Annotated in this window: 21 protein-coding genes; 1 reads left to right on the forward strand and 20 read right to left on the reverse strand. The window is 64.9% G+C overall.

What is annotated here, in order from left to right:
- Window positions 1-176: 176 nt before the first annotated feature.
- The 15 genes from ureG to ACE3OO_RS05215 form a co-directional block, all read right to left on the reverse strand.
- Window positions 177-803, reverse strand: a complete 627-nt coding sequence (ureG, locus tag ACE3OO_RS05145; protein ID WP_374300420.1) for an urease accessory protein UreG — start codon at window positions 801-803, stop codon at window positions 177-179.
- Window positions 800-1,519 (reverse strand): urease accessory protein UreF, encoded by a 720-nt coding sequence (locus tag ACE3OO_RS05150; RefSeq protein WP_374300422.1) that lies wholly within the window; start codon window positions 1,517-1,519, stop codon window positions 800-802. Before ACE3OO_RS05150 ends, ureG begins: the two co-directional genes overlap by 4 nt.
- Window positions 1,503-2,108, reverse strand: coding sequence for an urease accessory protein UreE (locus ACE3OO_RS05155; protein ID WP_374300424.1), 606 nt, complete (start codon window positions 2,106-2,108; stop codon window positions 1,503-1,505). The genes ACE3OO_RS05150 and ACE3OO_RS05155 overlap by 17 nt, the downstream gene beginning before the upstream one ends.
- A 132-nt stretch (window positions 2,109-2,240) precedes the next feature.
- Window positions 2,241-4,013, reverse strand: coding sequence for an urease subunit alpha (gene ureC / locus ACE3OO_RS05160; protein ID WP_374300426.1), 1,773 nt, complete (start codon window positions 4,011-4,013; stop codon window positions 2,241-2,243).
- Between the two features lie 11 nt (window positions 4,014-4,024).
- A complete protein-coding gene (locus ACE3OO_RS05165) occupies window positions 4,025-4,333 on the reverse strand; it encodes an urease subunit beta (RefSeq protein ID WP_374300429.1) in 309 nt (102 codons plus the stop codon).
- A gap of 13 nt (window positions 4,334-4,346) precedes the next feature.
- Window positions 4,347-4,649, reverse strand: a complete 303-nt coding sequence (locus ACE3OO_RS05170) for an urease subunit gamma (RefSeq protein ID WP_374300431.1) — start codon at window positions 4,647-4,649, stop codon at window positions 4,347-4,349.
- A gap of 30 nt (window positions 4,650-4,679) precedes the next feature.
- The gene (urtE, locus tag ACE3OO_RS05175; protein WP_374300433.1) at window positions 4,680-5,375 is read right to left on the reverse strand and encodes an urea ABC transporter ATP-binding subunit UrtE; all 696 of its coding nucleotides are present in this window, start codon (window positions 5,373-5,375) and stop codon (window positions 4,680-4,682) included.
- A 4-nt stretch (window positions 5,376-5,379) separates the two neighbouring features.
- Window positions 5,380-6,207, reverse strand: a complete 828-nt coding sequence (gene urtD, locus ACE3OO_RS05180; RefSeq protein WP_374300435.1) for an urea ABC transporter ATP-binding protein UrtD — start codon at window positions 6,205-6,207, stop codon at window positions 5,380-5,382.
- Complete coding sequence (gene urtC, locus ACE3OO_RS05185; protein WP_374300437.1) at window positions 6,204-7,379, reverse strand: urea ABC transporter permease subunit UrtC; 1,176 nt, start codon at window positions 7,377-7,379, stop codon at window positions 6,204-6,206. Before urtC ends, urtD begins: the two co-directional genes overlap by 4 nt.
- Entirely contained in the window at window positions 7,372-9,336 is a 1,965-nt protein-coding gene (gene urtB, locus ACE3OO_RS05190) for an urea ABC transporter permease subunit UrtB (RefSeq protein ID WP_374300440.1), read from the reverse strand. The genes urtC and urtB overlap by 8 nt, the downstream gene beginning before the upstream one ends.
- A 106-nt stretch (window positions 9,337-9,442) precedes the next feature.
- Window positions 9,443-10,735: an urea ABC transporter substrate-binding protein gene (gene urtA, locus ACE3OO_RS05195; protein WP_374300442.1), complete on the reverse strand. Its 1,293-nt coding sequence runs from the start codon at window positions 10,733-10,735 to the stop codon at window positions 9,443-9,445.
- Window positions 10,736-11,032: 297 nt separating this feature from the next.
- Window positions 11,033-11,935: an urease accessory protein UreD gene (locus ACE3OO_RS05200; protein WP_374300445.1), complete on the reverse strand. Its 903-nt coding sequence runs from the start codon at window positions 11,933-11,935 to the stop codon at window positions 11,033-11,035.
- A 6-nt stretch (window positions 11,936-11,941) separates the two neighbouring features.
- Complete coding sequence (locus ACE3OO_RS05205; RefSeq protein WP_374300447.1) at window positions 11,942-12,496, reverse strand: dTDP-4-dehydrorhamnose 3,5-epimerase family protein; 555 nt, start codon at window positions 12,494-12,496, stop codon at window positions 11,942-11,944.
- A gap of 83 nt (window positions 12,497-12,579) precedes the next feature.
- Window positions 12,580-14,202, reverse strand: a complete 1,623-nt coding sequence (locus ACE3OO_RS05210) for an inverse autotransporter beta domain-containing protein (protein WP_374300449.1) — start codon at window positions 14,200-14,202, stop codon at window positions 12,580-12,582.
- Window positions 14,203-14,456: 254 nt separating this feature from the next.
- The gene (locus ACE3OO_RS05215; protein WP_374300451.1) at window positions 14,457-15,302 is read right to left on the reverse strand and encodes a hypothetical protein; all 846 of its coding nucleotides are present in this window, start codon (window positions 15,300-15,302) and stop codon (window positions 14,457-14,459) included.
- 201 nt (window positions 15,303-15,503) lie between these two features.
- Between ACE3OO_RS05215 and ACE3OO_RS05220 the strand changes: the two genes are divergently transcribed.
- Window positions 15,504-16,493 carry a helix-turn-helix transcriptional regulator gene (locus ACE3OO_RS05220; RefSeq protein ID WP_374300453.1) on the forward strand — a complete coding sequence of 330 codons (990 nt, stop codon included), beginning with the start codon at window positions 15,504-15,506 and terminating at the stop codon, window positions 16,491-16,493.
- Here the strand turns inward: ACE3OO_RS05220 and ACE3OO_RS05225 are convergent.
- From ACE3OO_RS05225 to ACE3OO_RS05245, 5 genes are read right to left on the reverse strand one after another with little or no spacing between them, the layout of a single operon-like run.
- A complete protein-coding gene (locus tag ACE3OO_RS05225; RefSeq protein WP_374300455.1) occupies window positions 16,468-17,241 on the reverse strand; it encodes a LamB/YcsF family protein in 774 nt (257 codons plus the stop codon). The genes ACE3OO_RS05220 and ACE3OO_RS05225 overlap by 26 nt on opposite strands.
- Before the next feature lie 16 nt (window positions 17,242-17,257).
- On the reverse strand, window positions 17,258-18,313 hold the full coding sequence (locus ACE3OO_RS05230) for a biotin-dependent carboxyltransferase family protein (protein WP_374300457.1): 1,056 nt from the start codon (window positions 18,311-18,313) through the stop codon (window positions 17,258-17,260).
- Complete coding sequence (gene pxpB, locus ACE3OO_RS05235) at window positions 18,310-19,038, reverse strand: 5-oxoprolinase subunit PxpB (RefSeq protein WP_374300459.1); 729 nt, start codon at window positions 19,036-19,038, stop codon at window positions 18,310-18,312. Before pxpB ends, ACE3OO_RS05230 begins: the two co-directional genes overlap by 4 nt.
- Window positions 19,039-19,062: 24 nt before the next feature.
- Window positions 19,063-19,743, reverse strand: coding sequence for a DUF2848 domain-containing protein (locus ACE3OO_RS05240; RefSeq protein ID WP_374300462.1), 681 nt, complete (start codon window positions 19,741-19,743; stop codon window positions 19,063-19,065).
- A 17-nt stretch (window positions 19,744-19,760) separates the two neighbouring features.
- Window positions 19,761-21,044 (reverse strand): TRAP transporter large permease, encoded by a 1,284-nt coding sequence (locus ACE3OO_RS05245; RefSeq protein ID WP_374300464.1) that lies wholly within the window; start codon window positions 21,042-21,044, stop codon window positions 19,761-19,763.
- Window positions 21,045-21,047 lie beyond the last annotated feature (3 nt).

Here is a 21,047-nt window from a genome sequence, read left to right on the forward strand (position 1 = left end):
GTGGTTTGTTTTGCGCAGGATAGCCCCAATTTTTGCCGTCATGCCACGGCTTGGCCGTGGCATCCACGCGTTTTTTGGCTTTGAGCAAAAAAGAACGCGTGGATGCTCGGGCCAAGCCCGAGCATGACGATTCTATATGGCCGAGGTCGGAGCTGGTTCCGCGAGTGGATCGGGGCCTATTCCCTCAGCCCGCCACTCTTCAGGATGAAGTCGGCGATTTCGGCCACGCCCTTCTCGGCCTTCAGGTTGGCGAAGATGAAAGGCCGTGTCCCGCGCATCTTCCTAGCGTCGCGGTCCATCACCTCCAGCGAGGCGCCGACCAGCGGCGCGAGGTCGATCTTGTTGATCACCAGCAGGTCGGACCGCGTAATGCCCGGGCCGCCCTTGCGCGGAATCTTGTCGCCGGCCGAGACGTCGATCACATAGATGGTGATGTCGGCCAGTTCGGGCGAGAAGGTGGCAGCGAGGTTGTCGCCGCCGGATTCGACGAAGATCACGTCGAGGCCGGGGAATTTCTTCTGCATCTCGGCCACGGCGGCGAGATTGATCGAGGCATCCTCGCGGATCGCGGTATGCGGGCAGCCGCCGGTCTCGACACCGGCGATGCGCTCGGGTGCCAGCGCGTTGGCGCGGGTGAGGAATTCGGCGTCTTCCTTGGTGTAGATGTCGTTGGTGACGACGGCGATGTTCCAGTCGTCGCGCAGATGACGGCAGAGCCGTTCGACCAGCGCGGTCTTGCCGGACCCCACAGGACCACCGATGCCAACGCGGAGGGGATTCGAGCTGGGAGGATTGGAACTCATGACCGGAACAGCCTCGTATACTGGGTTTCGTGCAGCATCGACATCAGGTCGACCATCGGCGCCGCCGTGCCGCATTCATCCAGCGGGCAGGCCAGCGCGCAGTCTGCCACGCTTTCCACCACTGGCAACAGCATGCTGAGCGCGCGCTGACCATCAGTCTGGCCCAGCGGAATCAGGCGCACCGCCGCCGAGACCAGATTGGCGGCGAAGGCATGCAGGCAGGCGGCCAGCACCGGACGCAGCGGCAGGCGATGCGCGGCCGCCGCCACGCCGATGGCGATACTCAGGGCCACCGGCCGCTCGCCGCGTGCGGCGGCGAAGGCATCGATGGCGGGGTGCCCCCAGGCGGCGCGCGTGACCATCACGAAGGAACCGCCCTGCTGCGCGCTTTCCAGCGCGGTTTCCGCCGTGCCGCGCCAGGCGGCGGCGAGGTCGGCCAGGTCCTGCAGCCGTGCGGCATCGCCCCCTTCTGATTGACTGGCGGCCATGTAAGCTTCCTTCAGCAGCACGGCATCCACCCAGGCGGCGCCATGGCGCAGGACATGGCCGATCCAGCCGCTGAGATCACTGGCGGTTTTCACACGGCCGGTTTCGACCGCGAATTCGATGCCGTGGCTGTAGGAAAAGGCGCCGATCGGATAGCTGGGCGAGAACCAGGCCAGCAGGCGGTAGAGATCGCCGGGTGCGATGCCGCCCGACTCAGTGCTTGTGGTCATGATCGTGGCTGTGCCCAGACATGGGATCGTGCTCATGCCCGGGATCGTCGGCATGGGGATGCACATGGGCATGGCCGCCATGGCTGTGGGCATGGCCCTGTTCCGGTTTGCCATAGCGCGAGCCGAGGCCGTAGGGATGCGCCGGATCGTGGTTATGCTGGCCATAGGCGCCGCCTTCGGGATCGAAGGGCGCCTCCACGGCCTGCACCTGCGCGCCGAGACCTTTCAGCATGTCGACGATCACATGGTCGTCGCGGATCAGGATACGATCAGCATGGATGGCGGCCGGCAGATGCCGGTTACCCAGATGCCAGGCCAGCCGCGCCAGCAGCTGCGGCGAGGCGGCGCGCACCTCCACCAGCGGCTCGATGGCGGCCTTCACTTCAACATAGCCGCCCTGCTCCAGCTTCAGCCCGTCGCCATCGCGCAGCAGCGTCGCCTCGGGCAGATCGAGCAGGAAGGCCATGCCGTCATCGGCGGTGAGGCGGATGCGACGGCGATGGCGGTCGTGATGCGCCAGCGTGACCGTGGCCTTGCGCTCGGACGCTGACCAGTGGCCGGCGGGAATGACAGAGGTGGCTTTATTCATAGTTCGTCATGCCACGCCTTGGGCGTGGCATCCATGAGTTGTTTTCCGGTCGATTGAAAAATGGAACTCGTGGATGGCACGGCCAAGCCGTGCCATGACGGTTTTTGTTTGCATGCGCGGGCGGCGAACATCTCAGAACAGGAAATACCGCTGCGCCATGGCGAGCACCGAAGCCGGTTCGCAGGTCAGCAGCTGGCCGTCGGCGCGCACCATATAGGTTTCCGGATCGACCTCGATCTTCGGCATGTAGGCATTATGCACCATGTCCTGCTTCTTCACCTTGCGGCAGCCCTTCACCGCCACCAGCGGACGCTGCAGCCCGAATTTGGCGGCAATGTTGTTGTCGATGCCAGCCTGGCTGACGAAGGTGAGGCTGGACTGCACCCTGTTGCGACCGAAGGCGGCGAACATCGGCCGGTAATGCACCGGCTGTGGCGTGGGGATCGAGGCGTTCGGATCGCCCATCGGGGCGGCGGCAATGCTGCCGCCTTTCAGCACCATGTCGGGCTTCACGCCGAAGAAGGCCGGCGACCAGATCACCAGATCGGCGAACTTGCCGATCTCGACCGAGCCGATCTCGTGTGCCACGCCATGGGAAAGCGCGGGATTGATGGTGTATTTGGCGATATAGCGTTTGGCGCGCAGATTGTCGTTGTCGCCTTTTTCCTCAGGCAGCCGGCCGCGCTGCTTCTTCATCTTGTCGGCCGTCTGCCAGGTGCGGATGATCACCTCGCCCACCCGGCCCATGGCCTGGCTGTCGGACGACATCATCGAGAAGGCGCCGAGATCATGCAGGACGTCTTCGGCGGCAATCGTCTCGCGCCGGATGCGGCTGTCGGCGAAGGCGACGTCTTCCGGGATGCGCTGGTCGAGATGGTGGCAGACCATCAGCATGTCGAGATGCTCGTCCACGGTGTTGACCGTGTAGGGCATGGTGGGGTTGGTGGATGAGGGCAGCACATTGGCGAGGCCGGCGACGCGGATGATGTCGGGCGCGTGGCCGCCGCCGGCGCCTTCGGTGTGGAAGGCGTGAATGGTGCGGTGTTTGAACGCCGCGATAGTGTCTTCCACGAAGCCGCTTTCATTCAGCGTATCGGTATGGATCGCCACCTGGATGTCATGCTGCTCGGCCACGTTCAGGCAGTTGTCGATGGCGGCCGGCGTGGTGCCCCAGTCCTCGTGCAGCTTCAGGCCGCAGACGCCGGCGGCGACCTGCTCGACCAGCCCGTCGGGCAAAGCGGCATTGCCCTTGCCCAGCAGGCCGATATTCATCGGAAACGCCTCGGCCGCCTGCAGCATGCGCATGATGTGGAACGGGCCGGGCGTGCAGGTGGTGGCCGAGGTGCCGGCCGCCGGGCCGGTGCCGCCGCCCATCATGGTGGTGACGCCGGAATAGAGCGCCTCCTCGATCTGCTGCGGGCAGATGAAGTGGATATGGGCGTCGAAGCCACCGGCGGTGACGATCTTGCCCTCGCCCGCGATGGCCTCGGTGCCCGGACCGATAATGATGTCGACGCCGGGCTGGATATCGGGGTTGCCGGCCTTGCCGATGCCGACGATGCGGCCGTTCTTCAGGCCGATATCGGCCTTCACGATGCCCCAGTGATCCAGGATCAGCGCGTTGGTGATGACCGTATCGACCGCGCCGGCGGCATTGGTGACCTGGCTCTGGCCCATGCCGTCGCGGATCACCTTGCCGCCGCCGAACTTCACTTCCTCGCCATAAAGCGGCGTGTTGGCGGCATAACCGTCCGGATGGCCTTTGCTCGGTGCGTGGACCGGAGGCTGGGCGGTGAAATCCTTTTCCACCTCGATGATGATGTCGGTATCGGCCAGGCGGACCTTGTCGCCCAATGTGGGGCCATACATGCCGGCATAGGCGGAACGGGGAATGCGGATCGCCATGGTTTTGCCCCTTACCTGACCGTGCCCATGATGGCGGCGCGGAAGCCGTAGACATTGCGCTTGCCGGCATAGGCCACCAGCGACACCTGCCGTGTCTGCCCTGGCTCGAAGCGCACCGCCGTGCCGGCCGGGATATCCAGCCGCATGCCACGGGCTTTCTCGCGGTCAAATTTCAGCGCCGGGTTGGTCTCGAAGAAATGGTAATGGCTGCCGACCTGGATCGGGCGGTCGCCGGTATTCGCCACCTCGATGCTCACCGTCGGTCGGCCGGCATTCAGCTCGATCTCGCCGGGGGCCGTGATGATTTCGCCGGGAATCATGCTGCGCCCTCCGTCAGCGGATCGGATTATGTACGGTCACCAGTTTGGTGCCGTCCGGGAAGGTGGCCTCCACCTGGATCTCGTGGATCATCTCAGGAATCCCATCCATCACCTGGTCGCGGGTGATCACGCTGGCGCCGTCGCGCATCAGCTCGGCCACGGAGCGGCCATCGCGTGCGCCTTCCACCACATAGTCGGTGATCAGCGCCACGGCCTCGGGGTGGTTCAGTTTCACGCCGCGCTCCAGCCGGCGGCGCGCCACCATGGCCGCCATGGCGACCAGCAATTTGTCCTTTTCGCGGGGCGTGAGATTCATGCCGCGGCGCTCCCTGCTCTGGATCGGAAATCAGACGGTAAGATAGCGGCGGACGTCGTCGCCTTCCAGCCGGGAGGCGTCGCCCTCGACCACAACCTCGCCACGCTGGAGCAGGATGAAGCGGTCGGCCAGCGCCTTGGCGAAGTCGAAATACTGTTCGACCAGCACGATAGCCATGGTGCCGCGATCGGCCAGGCTGCGGATCACCCGGCCGATATCCTTGATGATCGAGGGCTGGATGCCCTCGGTGGGTTCGTCCAGCAGCAGCAGCCGGGGGCGCGTGACCAGGGCCCGCGCGATCGCCAGCTGCTGCTGCTGTCCCCCCGAAAGATCGCCGCCCCGGCGGTTGCGCATCTCGTGCAATACCGGAAACAGGGCGAAAATCTCGTCGTCGATGCTGCGCTCGCTCCGGGGCAGCGGCGCCAGGCCGGTTTCCAGGTTCTCGTAGACCGTGAGGCGCGGAAAAATCTCGCGGCCCTGCGGCACCATGGCGATGCCGCGCCGGGCGCGTTCATGGGGTTTCAGTCCGACGATATCCTCGCCTTCCCACAGGATGGCGCCGCTGCGCACCCCCTGCAGGCCGACCAGGGCGCGCATCAGCGAGGTCTTGCCCACGCCGTTGCGCCCCAGCACGCAGGTGATCTTGCCGGCTTCCGCCGTCAAAGACACATCGCGCAGGGCGTGGCTGGCGCCGTAATAGAGATTCAGGTCCTCGGCTTTCAGCATGCGCTCAACGCCCCAGATAGACTTCGATCACGCGCGGATCGTTCTGCACATGGTCGATGCTGCCCTCGGCCAGCACGCTGCCCTCGTGCAGCACGGTGACGCGGGCGCCGAGATCGCGCACGAATTCCATGTCATGTTCCACCACCACCAGCGTGCGCTCGCCTTTCAGCGACAGGATCAGCTCGGCGGTCTGCTTCGTTTCGGCGTCGGTCATGCCGGCCACCGGTTCGTCCAACAATATGAGTTGAGTGTCCTGCACCAGCAGCATGCCGATCTCGAGCCACTGCTTCTGCCCGTGGCTGAGCGCGCCGGCGGAATCGCGCAGCTTGGCGGCCAGGCCAACGGTGTCCAGCGCCCAGGCGATGCGGTCGAGCGCTTCCGAGTCCAGCCGGGCGGTGAGCGTACGGAAGGAACCGCGCGGCGCCTTGAGCGCCAGTTCGAAATTCTCGAATACGGTCAGATTCTCGAACACCGTGGGCTTCTGGAACTTGCGGCCGATGCCCAGATTGGCGATTTCGGTTTCATCCAGCTTGGTCAGGTCGATGCGGCCGGCGAACAGCACCTCGCCTTCGTCGGGCCGGGTCTTGCCGGTGATGATATCCATCATCGTGGTCTTGCCGGCACCATTCGGGCCGATGATGGTGCGTAGTTCTCCAGGGGCAACCATCAAAGCAAGATTGTTGATCGCCCTAAAACCGTCGAATGAGACGGTGACGCCATCGAGGTAAAGCTGCGTATCGGAGACGCGCGGCTTGTGCACCACATCGGGCGCGATGCCGGCCGTGGCTGGTTCAACCAGCGGCGTGGGGTTGGGAGCTGCCGCGCGCATCATTCAGCCGCCTTTTCCGTTGGTGCGGCCGACTGATAACTGCGCCGTTCGGCACGCCAGGCCTGCCACTGGCCGACCAGGCCGACGATGCCTTTGGGGAACAGCAGCGTGGAGGCGACGAACAGCGCCCCCAGCACAAAGAGCCAGAGTTCGGGCGCGGCGCCGGTGAGCCAGGTTTTCACCAGATTGATCAGCACACCGCCCAGCACCGCGCCATAGAGCGTGCCACGACCGCCAACCGCCACCCAGATGGCGATCTCGATGGAATTTGCCGGCGAGAATTCGCTGGGGTTGATGATGCCGACCTGCGGCACATAGAGCGCACCGGCCAGGCCGGCGAGCAGGGCCGACAGCACGAAGGCGAACAGCTTGGCCGAGGTCGGCGAATAGCCGAGGAAGCGCACGCGGCTTTCGGCATCGCGCACCGCCAGCAGCACACGGCCGAGCTTGGAACGGGTGACGAAACGGCAGAGCAGGAAACACAGGCCGAGGCTGAGTACGGATGCCACATACAGCCCGATGCGGGTTTCCGGCGCCTGCACCGGGAAACCGAGGATGTCCTTGAAATCGGTGAGGCCGTTATTGCCGCCGAAACCCATGTCGTTGCGGAAAAAGGCCAGCAGCAGGGCAAAGGTCATCGCCTGGGTGACGATGGAGATGTAGACGCCGGTGACGCGCGAGCGGAAGGCGAACCAGCCCAGCACCAGGGCCAGCAGGCCCGGCACCAGGAACACCATCAAGAGCGCGAAGGGAAAATGCTCGAAGCCGTACCAGTACCAGGGCAGTTCCTTCCAGTTCAGGAACACCATGAAATCGGGCAACTCGGGATGGCCGTAGACGCCACGCGTGCCGATCTGGCGCATCAGATACATGCCCATGGCATAGCCGCCGAGCGCGAAGAAGGCGCCATGGCCCAGGCTGAGGATGCCGGCATAACCCCAGACCAGATCGAGACTGAGGGCCAGGATCGCATAACAGGCATATTTGCCCAGCAAGGGAATCAGGTAGCCGGGCAGATGCAGCGCCGAACCGGTGCCCGGCAGCAGATTGAACAGCGGCACCAGAACGATCAGCACGAAGCCAACGCCAAGGAACAGCGCCCAGCCGCGCCGGTCGAGCAGGGGCTTGGGCTGCGCAAGCGCTTTCAGATCCTCAAGCCCGGTCTTGTTAAGCATCGGCGGAGCGTCCCTTGGCGGCAAACAGCCCGCGCGGGCGTTTCTGGATGAACAGGATGATGCAGACCAGCACGACAACCTTGCCCAGCACCGCACCCGCCACCGGCTCGAGCAGCTTGTTGACGATTCCGAGCGTGAGCGCGCCGACCAGGGTGCCCATCAGGTTGCCGACGCCGCCGAAAACGACGACCAGGAAGCTGTCGACGATATAGATGGTGCCGAGATTGGGCGACACATTGCCGATCTGGCTGAGCGCCACGCCGGCCATGCCGGCGATGCCGGAGCCCAGGCCGAAGGTGAGCGCGTCGATGCGGGCGGTTGGAATGCCCATCACATCGGCCATGGCGCGGTTCTGCGTCACGGCGCGCATATGCAAACCGAAACTGGTGCGGCGCAGGATCAGCGCGATCAGGCCCAGCACGGCGAAGCAGAAGATGATGATGTAGATGCGGTTCCAGGTGATGGCGAAGCCGCCGGCCAGTTCCAGCGCGCCGGTCATCCATTCCGGATTGGCGACTTCCTTGTTGGGCGCGCCGAAGATGGCGCGCACCGCCTGCTGCAGGATCAGGCTGATGCCCCAGGTGGCCAGCATGGTTTCCAGCGGGCGGCCGTAGAGGAAGCGGATCACGCCGCGTTCCAATGCGATGCCGACGGCCGCCGCCACCAGGAAAGCGATCGGCAAGGCGGCAATCAGATAGGCGCCGATCCACGAGGGCGGCAGGAAGGCCCGGAAGATCTCCTGCGTCACATAGGCCGAATAGGCACCCAGCATGATCATTTCGCCATGGGCCATGTTGATGATGCCCATGACACCGAATGTGATCGCCAGCCCAACGGCCGCCAGCAGCAGCACGGAGCCGAGCGAGATGCCCTGCACCAGATTCTCGGCATAGCCGTAGAGCTGCAGCTTGAGCTGCAGTTTATCGAAGGCCGCGTTCAGCGCCGCCTTCACATCGGGTTCGCTTTCCTGGCTCAATCGCGCCTGCAGCAGGGCCCGCACGCGCAGGTCGGAGGAACCGCTCAGAATCTGGATCGCCTGCAGCCGGCTGGCCTTTTCGGGACTGGACAGATCAATCGCGGCAAGGCTGAGCGCCATGGCGGATTTGACGCTGCCGCTGGTTTCCGTCGCCAGGGCCGCGCGCAGCAGCGCGATGGTTTCCGGCGTGGCGCCATCCAGCAGCGCATTGGCCGCCGCCCGGCGCTGGGCCGGGTCGGGGCTGGCAAGGCCCAGCCGGCCAACCGCCTCGCGCAGCACGTTACGCAGGTTGTTGTTGACGAACACCACGTCCAGCTCGGCCGGCGCAACGATGCCGGTCCGCTGCTGCGTGAGGGGATCGGTGAGTGCCACGTCATTGCCGCTGGCATTGCCGATCACAATGGCTCCGTCGCTCTTGCGCAGGAACAGCCGGCCGTCGGCCAGGGCCTGAAAGACCGGGATGGCGCGCGGATCGGCCAGGGCGGTGAGCGCATCGATGGCCTTGGCCTTGTCGGCGAAATTGTCGGCTTTCAGCGCGGCCAGGGCGCCAGCGAAATCGAGCGGGCCGCTCGGCTTCGTTGCCCCGGCATCGCCCAGCAGGGCGCGCGCATCATCGGGCAGCGCGATCGGCTGCAGGTCCTCCGGCTTGGCCATGTCTTCGATATCGCCGGTGGCCGCGTTGGTGACGATGATCATCTCGCCGTCCTTTTCGCCGATCACCACGGCATTATCGGCCAGCCGCAGATAAAGATTGCCCTGGACCAGCGCGGCCAGCGCGGCCCTGGCTTTTGCGTCATCGCTCTGGGTCAGCGCGGCGATGGCGGGCTTCGGGTCGCTATCGGCAAGGCCAGCCAGCGTGGCGGCCAAGTCCTGGGCATGGGCCGGACGCATCACGGCCAGCAGCGCCAGCATGAGCGCGACCATCAGAATGGGCAGGAAACGGTTCATCGGCACCAAACGCTGAGCGAGTTTCTCGGGCAAGACGGTTTTTATGGTTGCTCTGACGGTTCCATCGCCAGAGGAGGCGGTGCCGGCCCCTTCCCGCGCCGCAGGACGGAGGAAGGGGCCGGTCGCCATTACGCCAGGCTCAGTTGGCGAGGGCCGCGTATTTCGGCTTCTCGCAATTGCCGCAGACCCACGGGAAGGTCCAGTCGGCGGTCAGCTTGGCGCTTTCCGGGATATACTTCGACCAGGCGTCGGCCTTCACCGGGCCCTTGGTCTGCCAGACGATGTTGAACTGGCCGTCCGGGCGGATTTCGCCAATCATCACCGGCTTGGACAGGTGATGGTTGGTGTTCATCACGGCCGTGAAACCCGACGGCGCCTTGACCTTCTGGCCATACATGGCCTGCCGCACGGCATCCACGTTGGTCGTGCCGGCCTGGGCAACGGCCTGCGTCCACATCTTGAAGCCGATATAGGTGGCTTCCATCGGATCGTTGGTGACGCGCTTGTCGTTCTTGATGAAGGTCTTCCACTGCTTGATGAAGGCGTCGTTGACCGGATTCTTCACCGACTGGAAGTAGTTCCACGCCGCCAGATGGCCGACCAGGTTCTTGGTGTCGATGCCGGCCAGTTCTTCCTCGCCGACCGAGAAGGCCACGACCGGGATGTCGGACGCCTTGATGCCCGCGTTGGCCAGTTCCTTGTAGAACGGCACGTTGGCGTCGCCATTGATGGTGGAGACCACGGCGGTCTTCTTGCCGGCCGAAGCGAACTTCTTGATGTCCGCCACGATGGTCTGCCAGTCGCTGTGACCAAAGGGCGTGTAGTTGATCATGATGTCTTCCGGCTTCACGCCCTTCGACTTCAGGAAGGCTTCCAGAATCTTGTTGGTGGTGCGCGGATAGACGTAGTCGGTGCCGGCCAGCACCCAGCGTTTCACTTCGCCGCCTTCCTTGCCCATCAGGTATTCAACCGCCGGAATCGCCTGCTGGTTCGGCGCGGCACCGGTGTAGAACACGTTCTTCGAGCTTTCCTCGCCCTCGTACTGGACGGGGTAGAACAGCATGCTGTTCAGTTCCTCGAACACCGGCAGCACCGACTTGCGCGACACCGAGGTCCAGCAGCCGAACACCACCGAGACCTTTTCCTTGGAAATCAGCTCGCGCGCCTTTTCGGCAAAGAGCGGCCAGTTGGAAGCCGGATCGACCACCACGGCCTCGACCTTCTTGCCGAGCAGGCCGCCCTTCTTGTTGATGTCGTCGACCATCATCAGGACGGTGTCCTTCAGGGTCGTCTCCGAAATGGCCATGGTGCCAGACAGCGAATGGAGGACGCCGACCTTGATCGTGTCCTGGGCCTGGGCGCCGTGGCTGCCGAGGGCGACCGCCCCAAGCATCGCGCCTGCTGCGGCCATGGTCCGCATGAACTTGCTCATTCTCTTCCTCTCCTGCTTTGGGCCTGCCCCCCCATGGGCTCAGCCGGACAGGATTGGAATGGCAAGGAGCGTGCCAAGGCAGGAATGCCCTCAGGACATGATCCGATACCCCGGGTAATACGCTGATTCCGCGCTGCAATATGACACGCAGCGTTTTATCGGCGGATTACAACTCGGGTGATTCTACAGCGAGTTTGTGAACTACTTCGGCGCGCTTTGGCCTAATATTTAGACAATATCCGTCAATAAATAGGCAAAGATTAAAATACAGGCAAAATTGGGCGCGCGTGGCCGAGATCAGAAATGCCAATGCCGGGGCATCGCCTGTGGCCGGCCCCCTCCCGCGTCCAGACCCGGCCGCAACATGGCCCAGAGCTGACCGAAATGACGGCGCAGCCGGGCAGCATCACGATCCAGCAGCCTGACCAGCAGCAGATCCTCGATCACGGTGACGCCCCAAAGGCTGCCATCCGGCAATTCGGCGGCCGGCAGCAGATCGCGCAATCGGTCGCGCAGTCGCGTCGGGCCGAAATCCGGTTCCGGCAGCCGGGCCAGGATCAGGCCCTGGGCCACCGCGCCGGCGAAGCCGGCGGGATGATGCGAGACCGAAGCCAGACTGCCCTCGTCGAGTCTCGTGGCATCGCGCCAGAGCGGACGGCCATCACGGCTGACCTGCCAGCGGTCGAAGAGGCGGCCGGATGTGAAGCGCTCGCCGCGGGCGATGCGGCCGAACACGGTGATATCGCCGGCCAGCAGCCGCGCATCATTCCGCAAGTCGATGGCGACCTGGCGATCCAGCCGGGCACCGTCGAACAGGATCGTTTCCTGCGGCAGCCATTCCAGCGCGGCGCCGGCCGAAACGGACAACGCGATGTCGATATGCGCCGCCGCGCTGTCCTGCTCGGCGCGATAGATCTTTTCCGCGGCCTGCGGCGTGCAGAGCGCATCGGCGCCAGCCTCGACGGTAACGCCCAGGCGCAGGCGGTCGCCGCCCGTGAGGCCGCCCGCGGTCGTGACCAGAACGGCGGTGAAAGCCTCGCCCGGATCGGGTGCCGGCATCAGGGCACGGCAGGGATCATGCTGGTAGAGATCGGCTACGCGGCTGAGGCCACCCGGCGCAAGCGGCGGCGCAATGCGCAGGATCAGCGCGCCGTCGGCCCGTTGCAGACGCGGCACGCCAATGCTCCCGACGTCGCTCATGCCGGATCAGAGCAGGTCGATCTGATCGACCAGCATCGGCTGGCTGATGTCTTCCGTCGAAACGATCGCCTCGGCCGGCCGCACCGGCCATTTGATCCCCAGGGCCGGATCGCACCAGTTGATGCCGCGCTCCAGATCCGGATTGCTCTCGGTGCTGGCCTTGACCAGCACTTCGACGGCCGGCTCCATGCTGCACCAGCCGACGGCGAATCCCGGCATGACGTAAAGCTGCTCCGCACCCATATAGGAGATGTCGCCCTGCAGCACCTTGCCGAACGTATCGGAAGCCTTGCGCACATCGATGGCAGCGAAATAGATGCGGCCGCGCAACACGCGCAACAGCATGGCCTGGCTGGCCGGCGCAAGCTGATATCGGGGGCCCCGCACCGCGCCGGGTTTGTGGGCATAGTGAATCCAGTCTTCCACGAAGCGGTCATGGATGCCGAGCCGCCCCATATGGCTTTCGCTGAAGATCGGACTGGACCAGCCTTCACCCAGCATCAGCGTGGGGGCGCGCACCAGCAGGCAGCCGGGCAGGACAGGCGGAGCAATCTGAAACATGGCAGGCCAAACGAAAAAGAAAGGGCCCTCATCATCGACAAGGGCCCTTCTCTTGGCAAGGCGCGGAAACGTCTCACCTCATATTACGGACAGGTCGTGCCGTTGGTGAAACCGATGCTGCCGCTGGCCGGCGTGCCGTTGCAGTCGCCGGAGCCGCGAATATTGCCGGTCGAGCCGGCATTGATGACGGTTCCGGCGCCGACCAACACCATATTGTTTGTCGTGCCGCCTGAAGCACTGATGCTGTTGTTCGCCACCGTTATGGTGGGGGAGCCGACATTCGCGGCCAACGCCGTGATCGTCGTGGCCGCCCCGCTGCCGGTTGCCGTGAGCGTATTGCCGCGCACCACGGCACTGACGTTATTGCCAAGGACCAAGGCAACGCCCCCATTGGCGCCGCTCTGGGTCACGGTGATCGTATTGTTGCTGATCGTTGCGTTGCTCACACCATCCGCAACCAAGACAGCACGACCGCCGGTGCCACCACTGAAGGCATTGGTGACCGTCAGGTTGGAGACCGTGCCCCCGCTATTGACCACAACCGTGGACGCCAGGTTGCTGGCATTGACCGTTGCGCCGGTGCTGACCGTGGCGAGGCGACCCGAGGCGTTGCGCACCGTGACGGCGCCGGTCAGGGTCTGGCCGGTGGCCAGGCTGACGGTGTTGGTCGTGTTGAATGTGCCGGACAGCAGGACCGTTGAATTGCTGCCGGCATTGGTGACGGCCGTAGCGAGGTTGGCACCGCTGGTGCTGGCGCTGTTCAGCACTGTAAGGCTGCCGCCATTGGCCGTCTGCGTCACCGTTTCAGGAGCGCCGAAGGTGCCGGCCCGGCTGACGATGTCGATGTCGCGCACGACCGGATCGGCCATGCGGCGCTCCATCGGCGTCAGCCGCGATGCAGTCCTGCCGAAACTCTGCAGCGGGATGCGCAGGCGGGCCGAAAGGAACCCCTGGCTGCCGCGCGGATCGTCATGCTGCCATTCCGCGCCCAGGCTGAGACGCGCGCCGTCCCACAGGCCCGGCACCTCGTCGAACACCATTTCGGCCCGCAGACGCGGGCCCTGCACGTCGGGCACGGCATCGTTGTCGCTGGTGAAGCGGTAGCCGCCGGCATAGAAGCGAAGCTGCTGTGCCGCCTCGGAATCGAAGAACGGCAGCCGCCAGCCGATCTCGCCGTCGAAGCCGCTCAGGCTGCGTTCCTCGCCGCCACGGAAGACAACGCTGGTACCGGAAACCTCGGCGGTATTCAGGGCATCGACCTGATGGCTGCGCCTGCCCTGCGGCAGATAGGCGTTGGCGCGCAGGTCCCAGTCCAGCGACAGGGCCTCAAGGCCCAGCGTCACCTGGCTGAAGTAATTCTCCAGCTCGCTCTTGCGGCGGTCGAAATAGGCATAGGTGCCGAGGTTCCAGCCGCTGTCCAGCATGTGACGCAGGCCGAGGCCGAAATTGCCTTCCAGGCCGTCGCCGTCGTCCATGCGGGTGCGCAGGCTGGAAAACAGCAGGGTGGTGCCGTCCTGCGCCAGCGGGACGAACAGGTCCGCCTCGCCCAGATTGCGCTTCGTTCCCGCCTTGCCTTCAACATCGATATGCGGAGCCCATTTGGGCGCACGCTCGGCCGTCTGACCCGTTGCTGCCGCAGGCAACAGCATGATCGCCATCGCAGCGATCACCAGGCTCCCGACCCATTGCATACGATGATGAGCCACTCCGCCGGCCCTCCCCAAGCCGCCGGATTCCTTCATTTTCGGCGATCCGGCCCGACCTTCATCGCCTTGCCGTCAGGCAAGGTCAAGTGATTTCGGCCAGCGGGAAACCATGCGAAGCCGCCTGCAGTTATGCGGCGGCCCCGCCACGCATGTTCTGCATGAATAGAAATGATAAAATAATTCACCCAGCAATTGCAGCCCGCATCCGCCACGACGCGACGGATGCGGGGCCGTGCGGGTCAGTCACCCGTCAGTCAGGGCACATGCGGCATGATCACGGAAATCGGCGTATAGAAACATGTGCCGGCGACGACAAGGTCGCCCACCAGGATGCCGGCCAGACGATTGTCGATGAAAACGGGGCCGCCGCTGTCGCCGGGATGGACCGGCGCATGGCCGCTGGTGATCTTTACCGGCACTGCGTCGATATTGCCGCCCTGCTGCAGATTGATCCGCATCATCGAAGTATTGTTGAGCACGGTAACCACGTTGTTGCCCTGCGCGAGCTGCCCCCTTTCGGCCTGGGTGAGCTGCTTGACCGAATGATGGCCCGACCAGCATCCGGCCATTTCCATCACGCTGCCATCCGCGCCGTCGCCCCAGGCATTCAGGCTTCGCGAGGCGGGCATGAAGCTGCGCCATTGCACCGCGCTCAACTGCCCTTCGATCGGCGCGACATTCCCGTTCAGGAGCACGATGGCCGCGTCGAATCTCGGATTTTGCTCGCCGGGCGGCTCCAGGTTCGCTACCACGTTACCGATCAGGATGCGGTTCTGCTGCAGGGTAAAGTCCACGCCCTCCTGCGGCGGTGCATAGACCGGCCGACCCGGAGCGCCCACCACATGGCCCGCCGTAATGAGATATGCATGATGCTGTTTCCGCACGATGGCGCCGGCCGTTCCCAGCTCGAACGCATTTCCATCCTGCGGCTGCCCGATGATCGTCGATCCGCCAAAAAGCTGCATCTCTGTTCTCCCTTGCGGGGCAGCCGGAAATTCCGGCACCGCCCGGTTGGTTACACCTGCGGCGCGGATCTTCATCCACGCCGCGCCATGCGCATAAAGATGCATGCCCCATCCGGTCGCGGTCGCAGCCGCCATGCATGTCGTGTCCATGCCTCGGCAGTGGGTACGACAGGCCAGTAATTCCGCGGCTGGGCCGTGTGCGTCAACGAAGGCGGTATATGCCGCGCCGCCGCGTTATGCCGGAGGGGCAAACCTTTAGGCTTAACCGCGGCAGCCCCTTAAAGCGGGCCCGCTCGTTTCCTATCTGGAGACGATGGGCAGAGGAGGACCGCCGCGATGGAAGACATCGAATGGCTGCTGCACGAACCGGGCGGCGACCGCAGCCTGAAAGTGAATGAGCGCGCGCGCATCAGCGATGCGCAATGGGACGCCACCATCGAACGCATCGACGCCGCGCCCGGCCTGCGCGTTCTCCTCACCCATGCGGCGATCCATGGCGACATCGCCGTCCAGCCGCGCGACAGCGAAACCGCGCCCGAAAGCACAGCCTGGGCCAGCGGCACCATCGCCGTATCGGGGCATGTCGAGGTCGAGATGCCCGATGGCCTGCGGATAACGGCGGGGCCGGACCAGGCGGTGTTGTTCCGTCCCGCCGCCGGCGGTGCGCGTTATCGCATGACGGCGCCGCAGCGCCTGCGCCTGGCCGGTTATGCCCTGCGTCGCGACCGGCTGGAGCGGATATTCGACGGCGCCATTCCGGCCGCGCTCGTCCCGCTGCTGGAGCCCGATATAGAGGCCAGCCGCGTCATCTGCATGCAGGCGACACGCCGCCTGCGCCACCATGCCGAAAGCCTGTTCGCACCCGGCCTGAACGGACCGCTGCGGATGCTGTTCATCGAGGGTGTGGTGCTGCAATTGCTGGCGAGCCAGATGGCGAGCCAGATCCGGCCGGCCCACATCCTGACAAAGCGGGAACGCGATGCCATCGCGACCGCGCGCCGGCTGCTGCTGCTCGACATGCGCCAGCCGCCCGGGCTGGGCGACCTGGCCGACGCGGTGGGCCTGAGCGAAAAGCGCCTGAATGCCTGTTTCCGCAGCGAATTCGGCGGCACGGTGTTTGAGGTGCTGCGCAACCATCGGCTGGAACATGCCCGCATCGCGCTGGAAGCCGGCGCGGCACCGCTGAAGCAGATCGCCTGGCGTGTCGGCTATAACCACGTCAGCAATTTCATCAACGCCTATACCGCGCGCTATGGCGCGCCGCCCAGGCGTCATGCCCTGAAAAACCAGGTCGCGGCGGCTAGGCCAGCATCGCGGGCAGGGTGACGATCTTCACGCCGGCTTTTTCCAGCCCGGCACGGATATGACGCGCCATCGACACCGCCCCGGCGCTGTCGCCATGCACGCAGATCGAATCGACGTTGCAGGGGATGCGCTTGCCTGACAGTGAGACGATCGCCTTTTCCTGCACCATGCGCAGCACATTGACCAGCGCCTCGTCGTTGTCATGCACCATGGCCTTCGGCTGGCCGCGCGGCACCAGATTGCCGTCATCGTCGTAATTGCGGTCGGCGAAAACCTCCTGCGCCACCGGCAGGTTCATCCTGCGGGCCGCCTCCACCATGGCCGAACCGGCCGGGGCCAGAAAGATCAGGTCTTTTGAGACGCCGGCGATACCGCGCGCCAGCGCCATGGCGAGATCCATATCGGTGGCGGCCTTGTTGTTGATGGCGCCATGGGGCTTCACATGGGTGACCTTGCCGCCCTTGGTGGCGGCCACGCCCATCAGCGCGCCGACCTGGTAGGCGATCAGGGCTTCGACCTCTTTGTTGTTCATGGTCATCGGCCGGCGGCCGAAACCCTGCAGATCGGGATAGGAGGGATGCGCGCCGATGGAAACGCCGTTCTTCACGGCCTCGGCCACGGTGTCCTGCATCACGCTCCAGTCGCCGGCATGGAAGCCGCAGGCGACATTGGCCGAGCTGACGACGGAGAGCATCGCCGCGTCGTCGCCCATGCTCCAGGCGCCGAAGCTTTCGCCCAGATCGCTGTTCAGGTTCACTTTCAGGGTCATGGTCCGTCTCCGCGATTCAGCGCCAGTGTCCGCTGGGCGCATCCACCGCGCCGCTGATCAGGTTCACAGTATATAGGGCATTGTGATCGAGCCAGACATCCGGCAGCGCCGTGCGGATACCCTCGATCAGGCGGCGGATGCCCTGTTCCTGCGCGCGGCGGATCGCCTCGGCCTCGGCCACGCTGATCGCCTGGAAGGTCAGGGCATCGCCCGGCTTCATGCGGCCGACGCGCGGCAGATCGGCCGAGATCACCGTGGCGATCTTGGTATAGCCGCCGGTGGTCTGGCGGTCGGCCATCAGGATGATCGGCTTGCCGTTGCCGGGAATCTGGATCGAGCCGGTGACCAGACCCTCGGAGGCGATATCGGCGCCGCGGGTATGCTCGACGGTTTCGCCATCCAGGCGCAGGCCCATGCGGTCGGCTTCCTTGGTCACGGTATAGGCGGCCGAGAGGAAGGTCTCGATCCCTTTTGCCGTGAAGCGGTCTTCCTGCGGGCCGAGCACCACGCGGATGGGGCCGCTGCCGTAGTCGATACTGTCGGCCAGTTCCCGCTCTTCGCCTTCGGGCGCGGCGCCAAGCGCCAGCGGCAGGCGGTCACCCGCCTTCAGGGCGCGGCCCTCGAAGCCGCCGAGGCCGGAGCGCATGTAGGTGGAATAACTGCCCATGAACGGCGGAAGGGCGAAACCGCCCTGCACCGCCAGATAGGCCACGCTGGCATCCTCGATGGCGCCGATGGTCAAACGGTCGCCGCGTTTCAGCACAACCGAGCGCCAGGGCTTCAGCGCGCGGGCATCCGACCCGTCGGCCGGCTGCAGCATGAGTTTCGCCGCCCCGCCGAAGGCGACGCGCACATTATCGGCTGCCACGGTGAAACCCGGACCGAGATAACCGATCTCCAGCGCCGCCGTGTTTTCCGGATTGCCGACCACCAGATTGACCAGCCGTAGCGCAATCGGATCGGTAGCGCCGGCCACCGGCATGCCCAGCGCCTGCGCGCCGAAGCGGCCAAGGTCCTGCACGCTGGTCATCAGGCCGGGCGTGGCGATATCGAGAAAGCCGGCGGCAGTCACGGTTTCACCTGCAGGGCTGCGTAATCAAATGTGCCCTGCTCCACCCGATCGAGCATCGCGGCATACTCATCGGCCGAGATCGCCACATAGGTGACCTCGTCGCCGGCGGCGAGCAGGATCGGCTCGGGCCGGACGGCATCAAAGAGTTTCAGCGGCGTGCGGCCGATCAGGTGCCAGCCGCCCGGGCTTTCCCAGGGATAAATCGTGGTCATCGATTCCGCGATGGCGACCGAGCCCTGCGGCACCTTCAGCCGCGGCTCCTTGCGGCGCGGCAGATGCAGCGACGCGTCCAGGCCGCCCATATAGGCGAGCCCCGGCATGAAACCGAGCATGTAGACGAAATAGCGGCCGGCAGTATGCGTGGCGATCACGGCATCGGGCGTGGTCTTGCAGCGTTCGGCCACGTCGAGCAGATCGGGCGCGAGACCGGGCGCATAGCAGACCGGCAGACGCCAGAGCCGGCCGGTGCGCTGTTCGGCCTTCAGGCCGGCCAGCATGGCCCGCACCTGCGCTTCCAGCTCGGCCCGCGATGCGCTGAGCGGATCGTATTGCACCAGCAGGGCACGGAAGGACGGGATGGTCTCGACCACGCCGGGCAGTTTCGCCTCGCCGAGAGCCGCATGCAGGGCCATCACCTGCGCATTCACCGCACGGTCGATACCCTCGCCGAATTCGACGCTGAAGCCGGTATCGCCAAAGGAGCGGATCTGCGGATAATTGCTCATGCCGCTGTCATACGACCTTGGCGGTCAGGCGACAACCGGAAGCGCCTCGATATCATAGGCATGACCGATTTTGCGCTTGAGTATCGGGTCTTCCAGTTCCATCTCGAAGCGCGTCGCCGGCCGGATACCGCCGATGGCGCCCAGCGTGCCGCCGAACATCAGCGAACCGGGCGGCAGGCTGGCGCTGTTGCTGTAGCGCTGCATCAGGTCGGCCGGGCTGCGCAGGCCGGAGAGCGGGCCTTCCTGGTACAGCACGCGCTGGCCGTCGATGGTGGCCCAGGCGCGCAGGATCAGGTCGTCCCAGTGCTTCTCGACCTCGTCATAGCGCCACAATGCCTTCGCCACCACTTTGGAACAGAGCTGCTTGGAGAGCGCCACACCGGCGGCTTCGGCCTTGCGGTCGGTATGGTCGGAGCCGACCGTGACCCAGAGGCCATCGGCCAGCGCAACCACCACCGGCTCGACCTCGCCCGAGGTATCGGGACCGAGCACCTGCAGATGCGTCGTCTGGCTGAGCTGGCCGGTGCCGATGCGGTAAAACAGCGGCACGCTGCTCGGCCGCGGCACGCCGATGGCGGCCAGTTCCTCGATGTGATGCTCGATGGCATGCATGTCGCGGCCGGCCCAGCCGGCCACGATCAGGGTGTCGATCTGCACAGCGACGTGGTCGCGGCGATCCTGCCAGAGACGGTCGAATGTCAACATTTGCGGAATTCCTGCACTTAACCGAAGGCGTTGGGCAGCCACAGCGCGATACCGGGAAACACCGCCAGCAACGCGATCAGGGCGATCATCATCAACACGAAGGGCAACGACCCCTTGATCACGTCGTTCAGCGTGCCGCTGGTGCGCAGCGACTGCACCACAAAGAGGTTGAGGCCGACCGGCGGCGTGATCAGTGCCATCTCGATCAGGATGATGATGACGATGCCGAACCAGATCGGATCGAAGCCCAGGCCGAACATCACCGGCGCCACGATGGGGATGGTGGTGATCATCATGGACAGCGTTTCCATGAAGCAGCCCAGGATCAGGTAGAACACCACGATGGCGATCAGCATCTCGAATTTCGACAGGCCCAGGCCGGCGATGTAATCGGTCAGCATGGTGGTGAGGCCGATGGCCGAAATGACGAAATTGAGGAAGTAGGCAGCAATGATGATCAGCATCACCATGGCGGTGGTGCGCATGGTGTTTTCCAGCACTTCTTTCATCATGGCGAGCGACAGCCGCCTGTAGGCCGCCGCCAGGCCAAGCGCGGCCACCACGCCAAGCGAAGCGGCTTCGGTGGGCGTGGCCAGGCCGGCATAGATCGAGCCGACCACGACAAGGAAAATCCCGAGCGGCGGCGCCAGGTCGACCAGGCTGCGGATACGCTCGCCCCAGGTGGCCGACAACGCCCGGCCGCCCCATTCCGGTTTGATCACGCAGAACACCGCCACCATGACCATGAACATCAAGGCCAGCCCCAGGCCGGGAATGATGCCGGCGAGATAGAGCTTGGGGATCGAGGTGTCGGTCAGCACCGCGTAGATGATCATGTTGATCGACGGCGGGATCAGGATGCCGAGCGTACCGCCCGCCGCCAGCGTGCCGAGGAAGAGCGGCTCGTTGTAGCCATGCTTCTTCACCAGCGGCAGGGCCACGGTGCCCACCGTGGCGGCGGTTGCCACCGAGGACCCGGAGGTGGCGGCAAAGATGGCGCAGGCGCCGATATTGGAATGCATCAGGCCGCCGGGCACCCAGGACAGCCACTTCACCATGGCCCCATACATGCGTTCGGCCACGCCGGCCCGCAGCAGGATCTCGCCCAGCAGGATGAACATCGGGATCGAGACCAGCAGGAAGTCTTTTGACGACGACCACGAGATTTCGCCCAGCGCCAGGCTGAGCGGCATCTTGGAATAAATCTTGTCGAGCAGCAGGCCGAGCGTGCCGAGTGCGCCGGCGACCGGAATGGCGGCCGCCAGCAGGACGATCAACAGGACGAGCGAAGTGGCAAGCATGGG

This window comes from Ferrovibrio sp., assembly GCF_041906005.1.
Classification (GTDB): domain Bacteria; phylum Pseudomonadota; class Alphaproteobacteria; order Ferrovibrionales; family Ferrovibrionaceae; genus Ferrovibrio.

Bases quoted from the DNA above. Each gene is read 5' to 3' on its own strand.
- ureG (WP_374300420.1), bottom strand. From the start codon at position 803: ATGAGTTCCAATCCTCCCAGCTCGAATCCCCTCCGCGTTGGCATCGGT.
- ACE3OO_RS05225 (WP_374300455.1), bottom strand. From the start codon at position 17,241: ATGACCCTGAAAGTGAACCTGAACAGCGATCTGGGCGAAAGCTTCGGC.
- ACE3OO_RS05150 (WP_374300422.1), bottom strand. From the start codon at position 1,519: ATGACCACAAGCACTGAGTCGGGCGGCATCGCACCCGGCGATCTCTAC.
- pxpB (WP_374300459.1), bottom strand. From the start codon at position 19,038: ATGAGCAATTATCCGCAGATCCGCTCCTTTGGCGATACCGGCTTCAGC.
- ACE3OO_RS05200 (WP_374300445.1), bottom strand. From the start codon at position 11,935: ATGAGCGACGTCGGGAGCATTGGCGTGCCGCGTCTGCAACGGGCCGAC.
- ACE3OO_RS05215 (WP_374300451.1), bottom strand. From the start codon at position 15,302: ATGGCGGCTGCGACCGCGACCGGATGGGGCATGCATCTTTATGCGCAT.
- ACE3OO_RS05240 (WP_374300462.1), bottom strand. From the start codon at position 19,743: ATGTTGACATTCGACCGTCTCTGGCAGGATCGCCGCGACCACGTCGCT.
- ACE3OO_RS05165 (WP_374300429.1), bottom strand. From the start codon at position 4,333: ATGATTCCCGGCGAAATCATCACGGCCCCCGGCGAGATCGAGCTGAAT.
- ACE3OO_RS05170 (WP_374300431.1), bottom strand. From the start codon at position 4,649: ATGAATCTCACGCCCCGCGAAAAGGACAAATTGCTGGTCGCCATGGCG.
- urtE (WP_374300433.1), bottom strand. From the start codon at position 5,375: ATGCTGAAAGCCGAGGACCTGAATCTCTATTACGGCGCCAGCCACGCC.
- urtA (WP_374300442.1), bottom strand. From the start codon at position 10,735: ATGAGCAAGTTCATGCGGACCATGGCCGCAGCAGGCGCGATGCTTGGG.
- ACE3OO_RS05245 (WP_374300464.1), bottom strand. From the start codon at position 21,044: ATGCTTGCCACTTCGCTCGTCCTGTTGATCGTCCTGCTGGCGGCCGCC.
- ureC (WP_374300426.1), bottom strand. From the start codon at position 4,013: ATGGCGATCCGCATTCCCCGTTCCGCCTATGCCGGCATGTATGGCCCC.
- urtC (WP_374300437.1), bottom strand. From the start codon at position 7,379: ATGCTTAACAAGACCGGGCTTGAGGATCTGAAAGCGCTTGCGCAGCCC.
- ACE3OO_RS05155 (WP_374300424.1), bottom strand. From the start codon at position 2,108: ATGAATAAAGCCACCTCTGTCATTCCCGCCGGCCACTGGTCAGCGTCC.
- urtD (WP_374300435.1), bottom strand. From the start codon at position 6,207: ATGATGCGCGCGGCAGCTCCCAACCCCACGCCGCTGGTTGAACCAGCC.
- ACE3OO_RS05205 (WP_374300447.1), bottom strand. From the start codon at position 12,496: ATGTTTCAGATTGCTCCGCCTGTCCTGCCCGGCTGCCTGCTGGTGCGC.
- ACE3OO_RS05220 (WP_374300453.1), top strand. From the start codon at position 15,504: ATGGAAGACATCGAATGGCTGCTGCACGAACCGGGCGGCGACCGCAGC.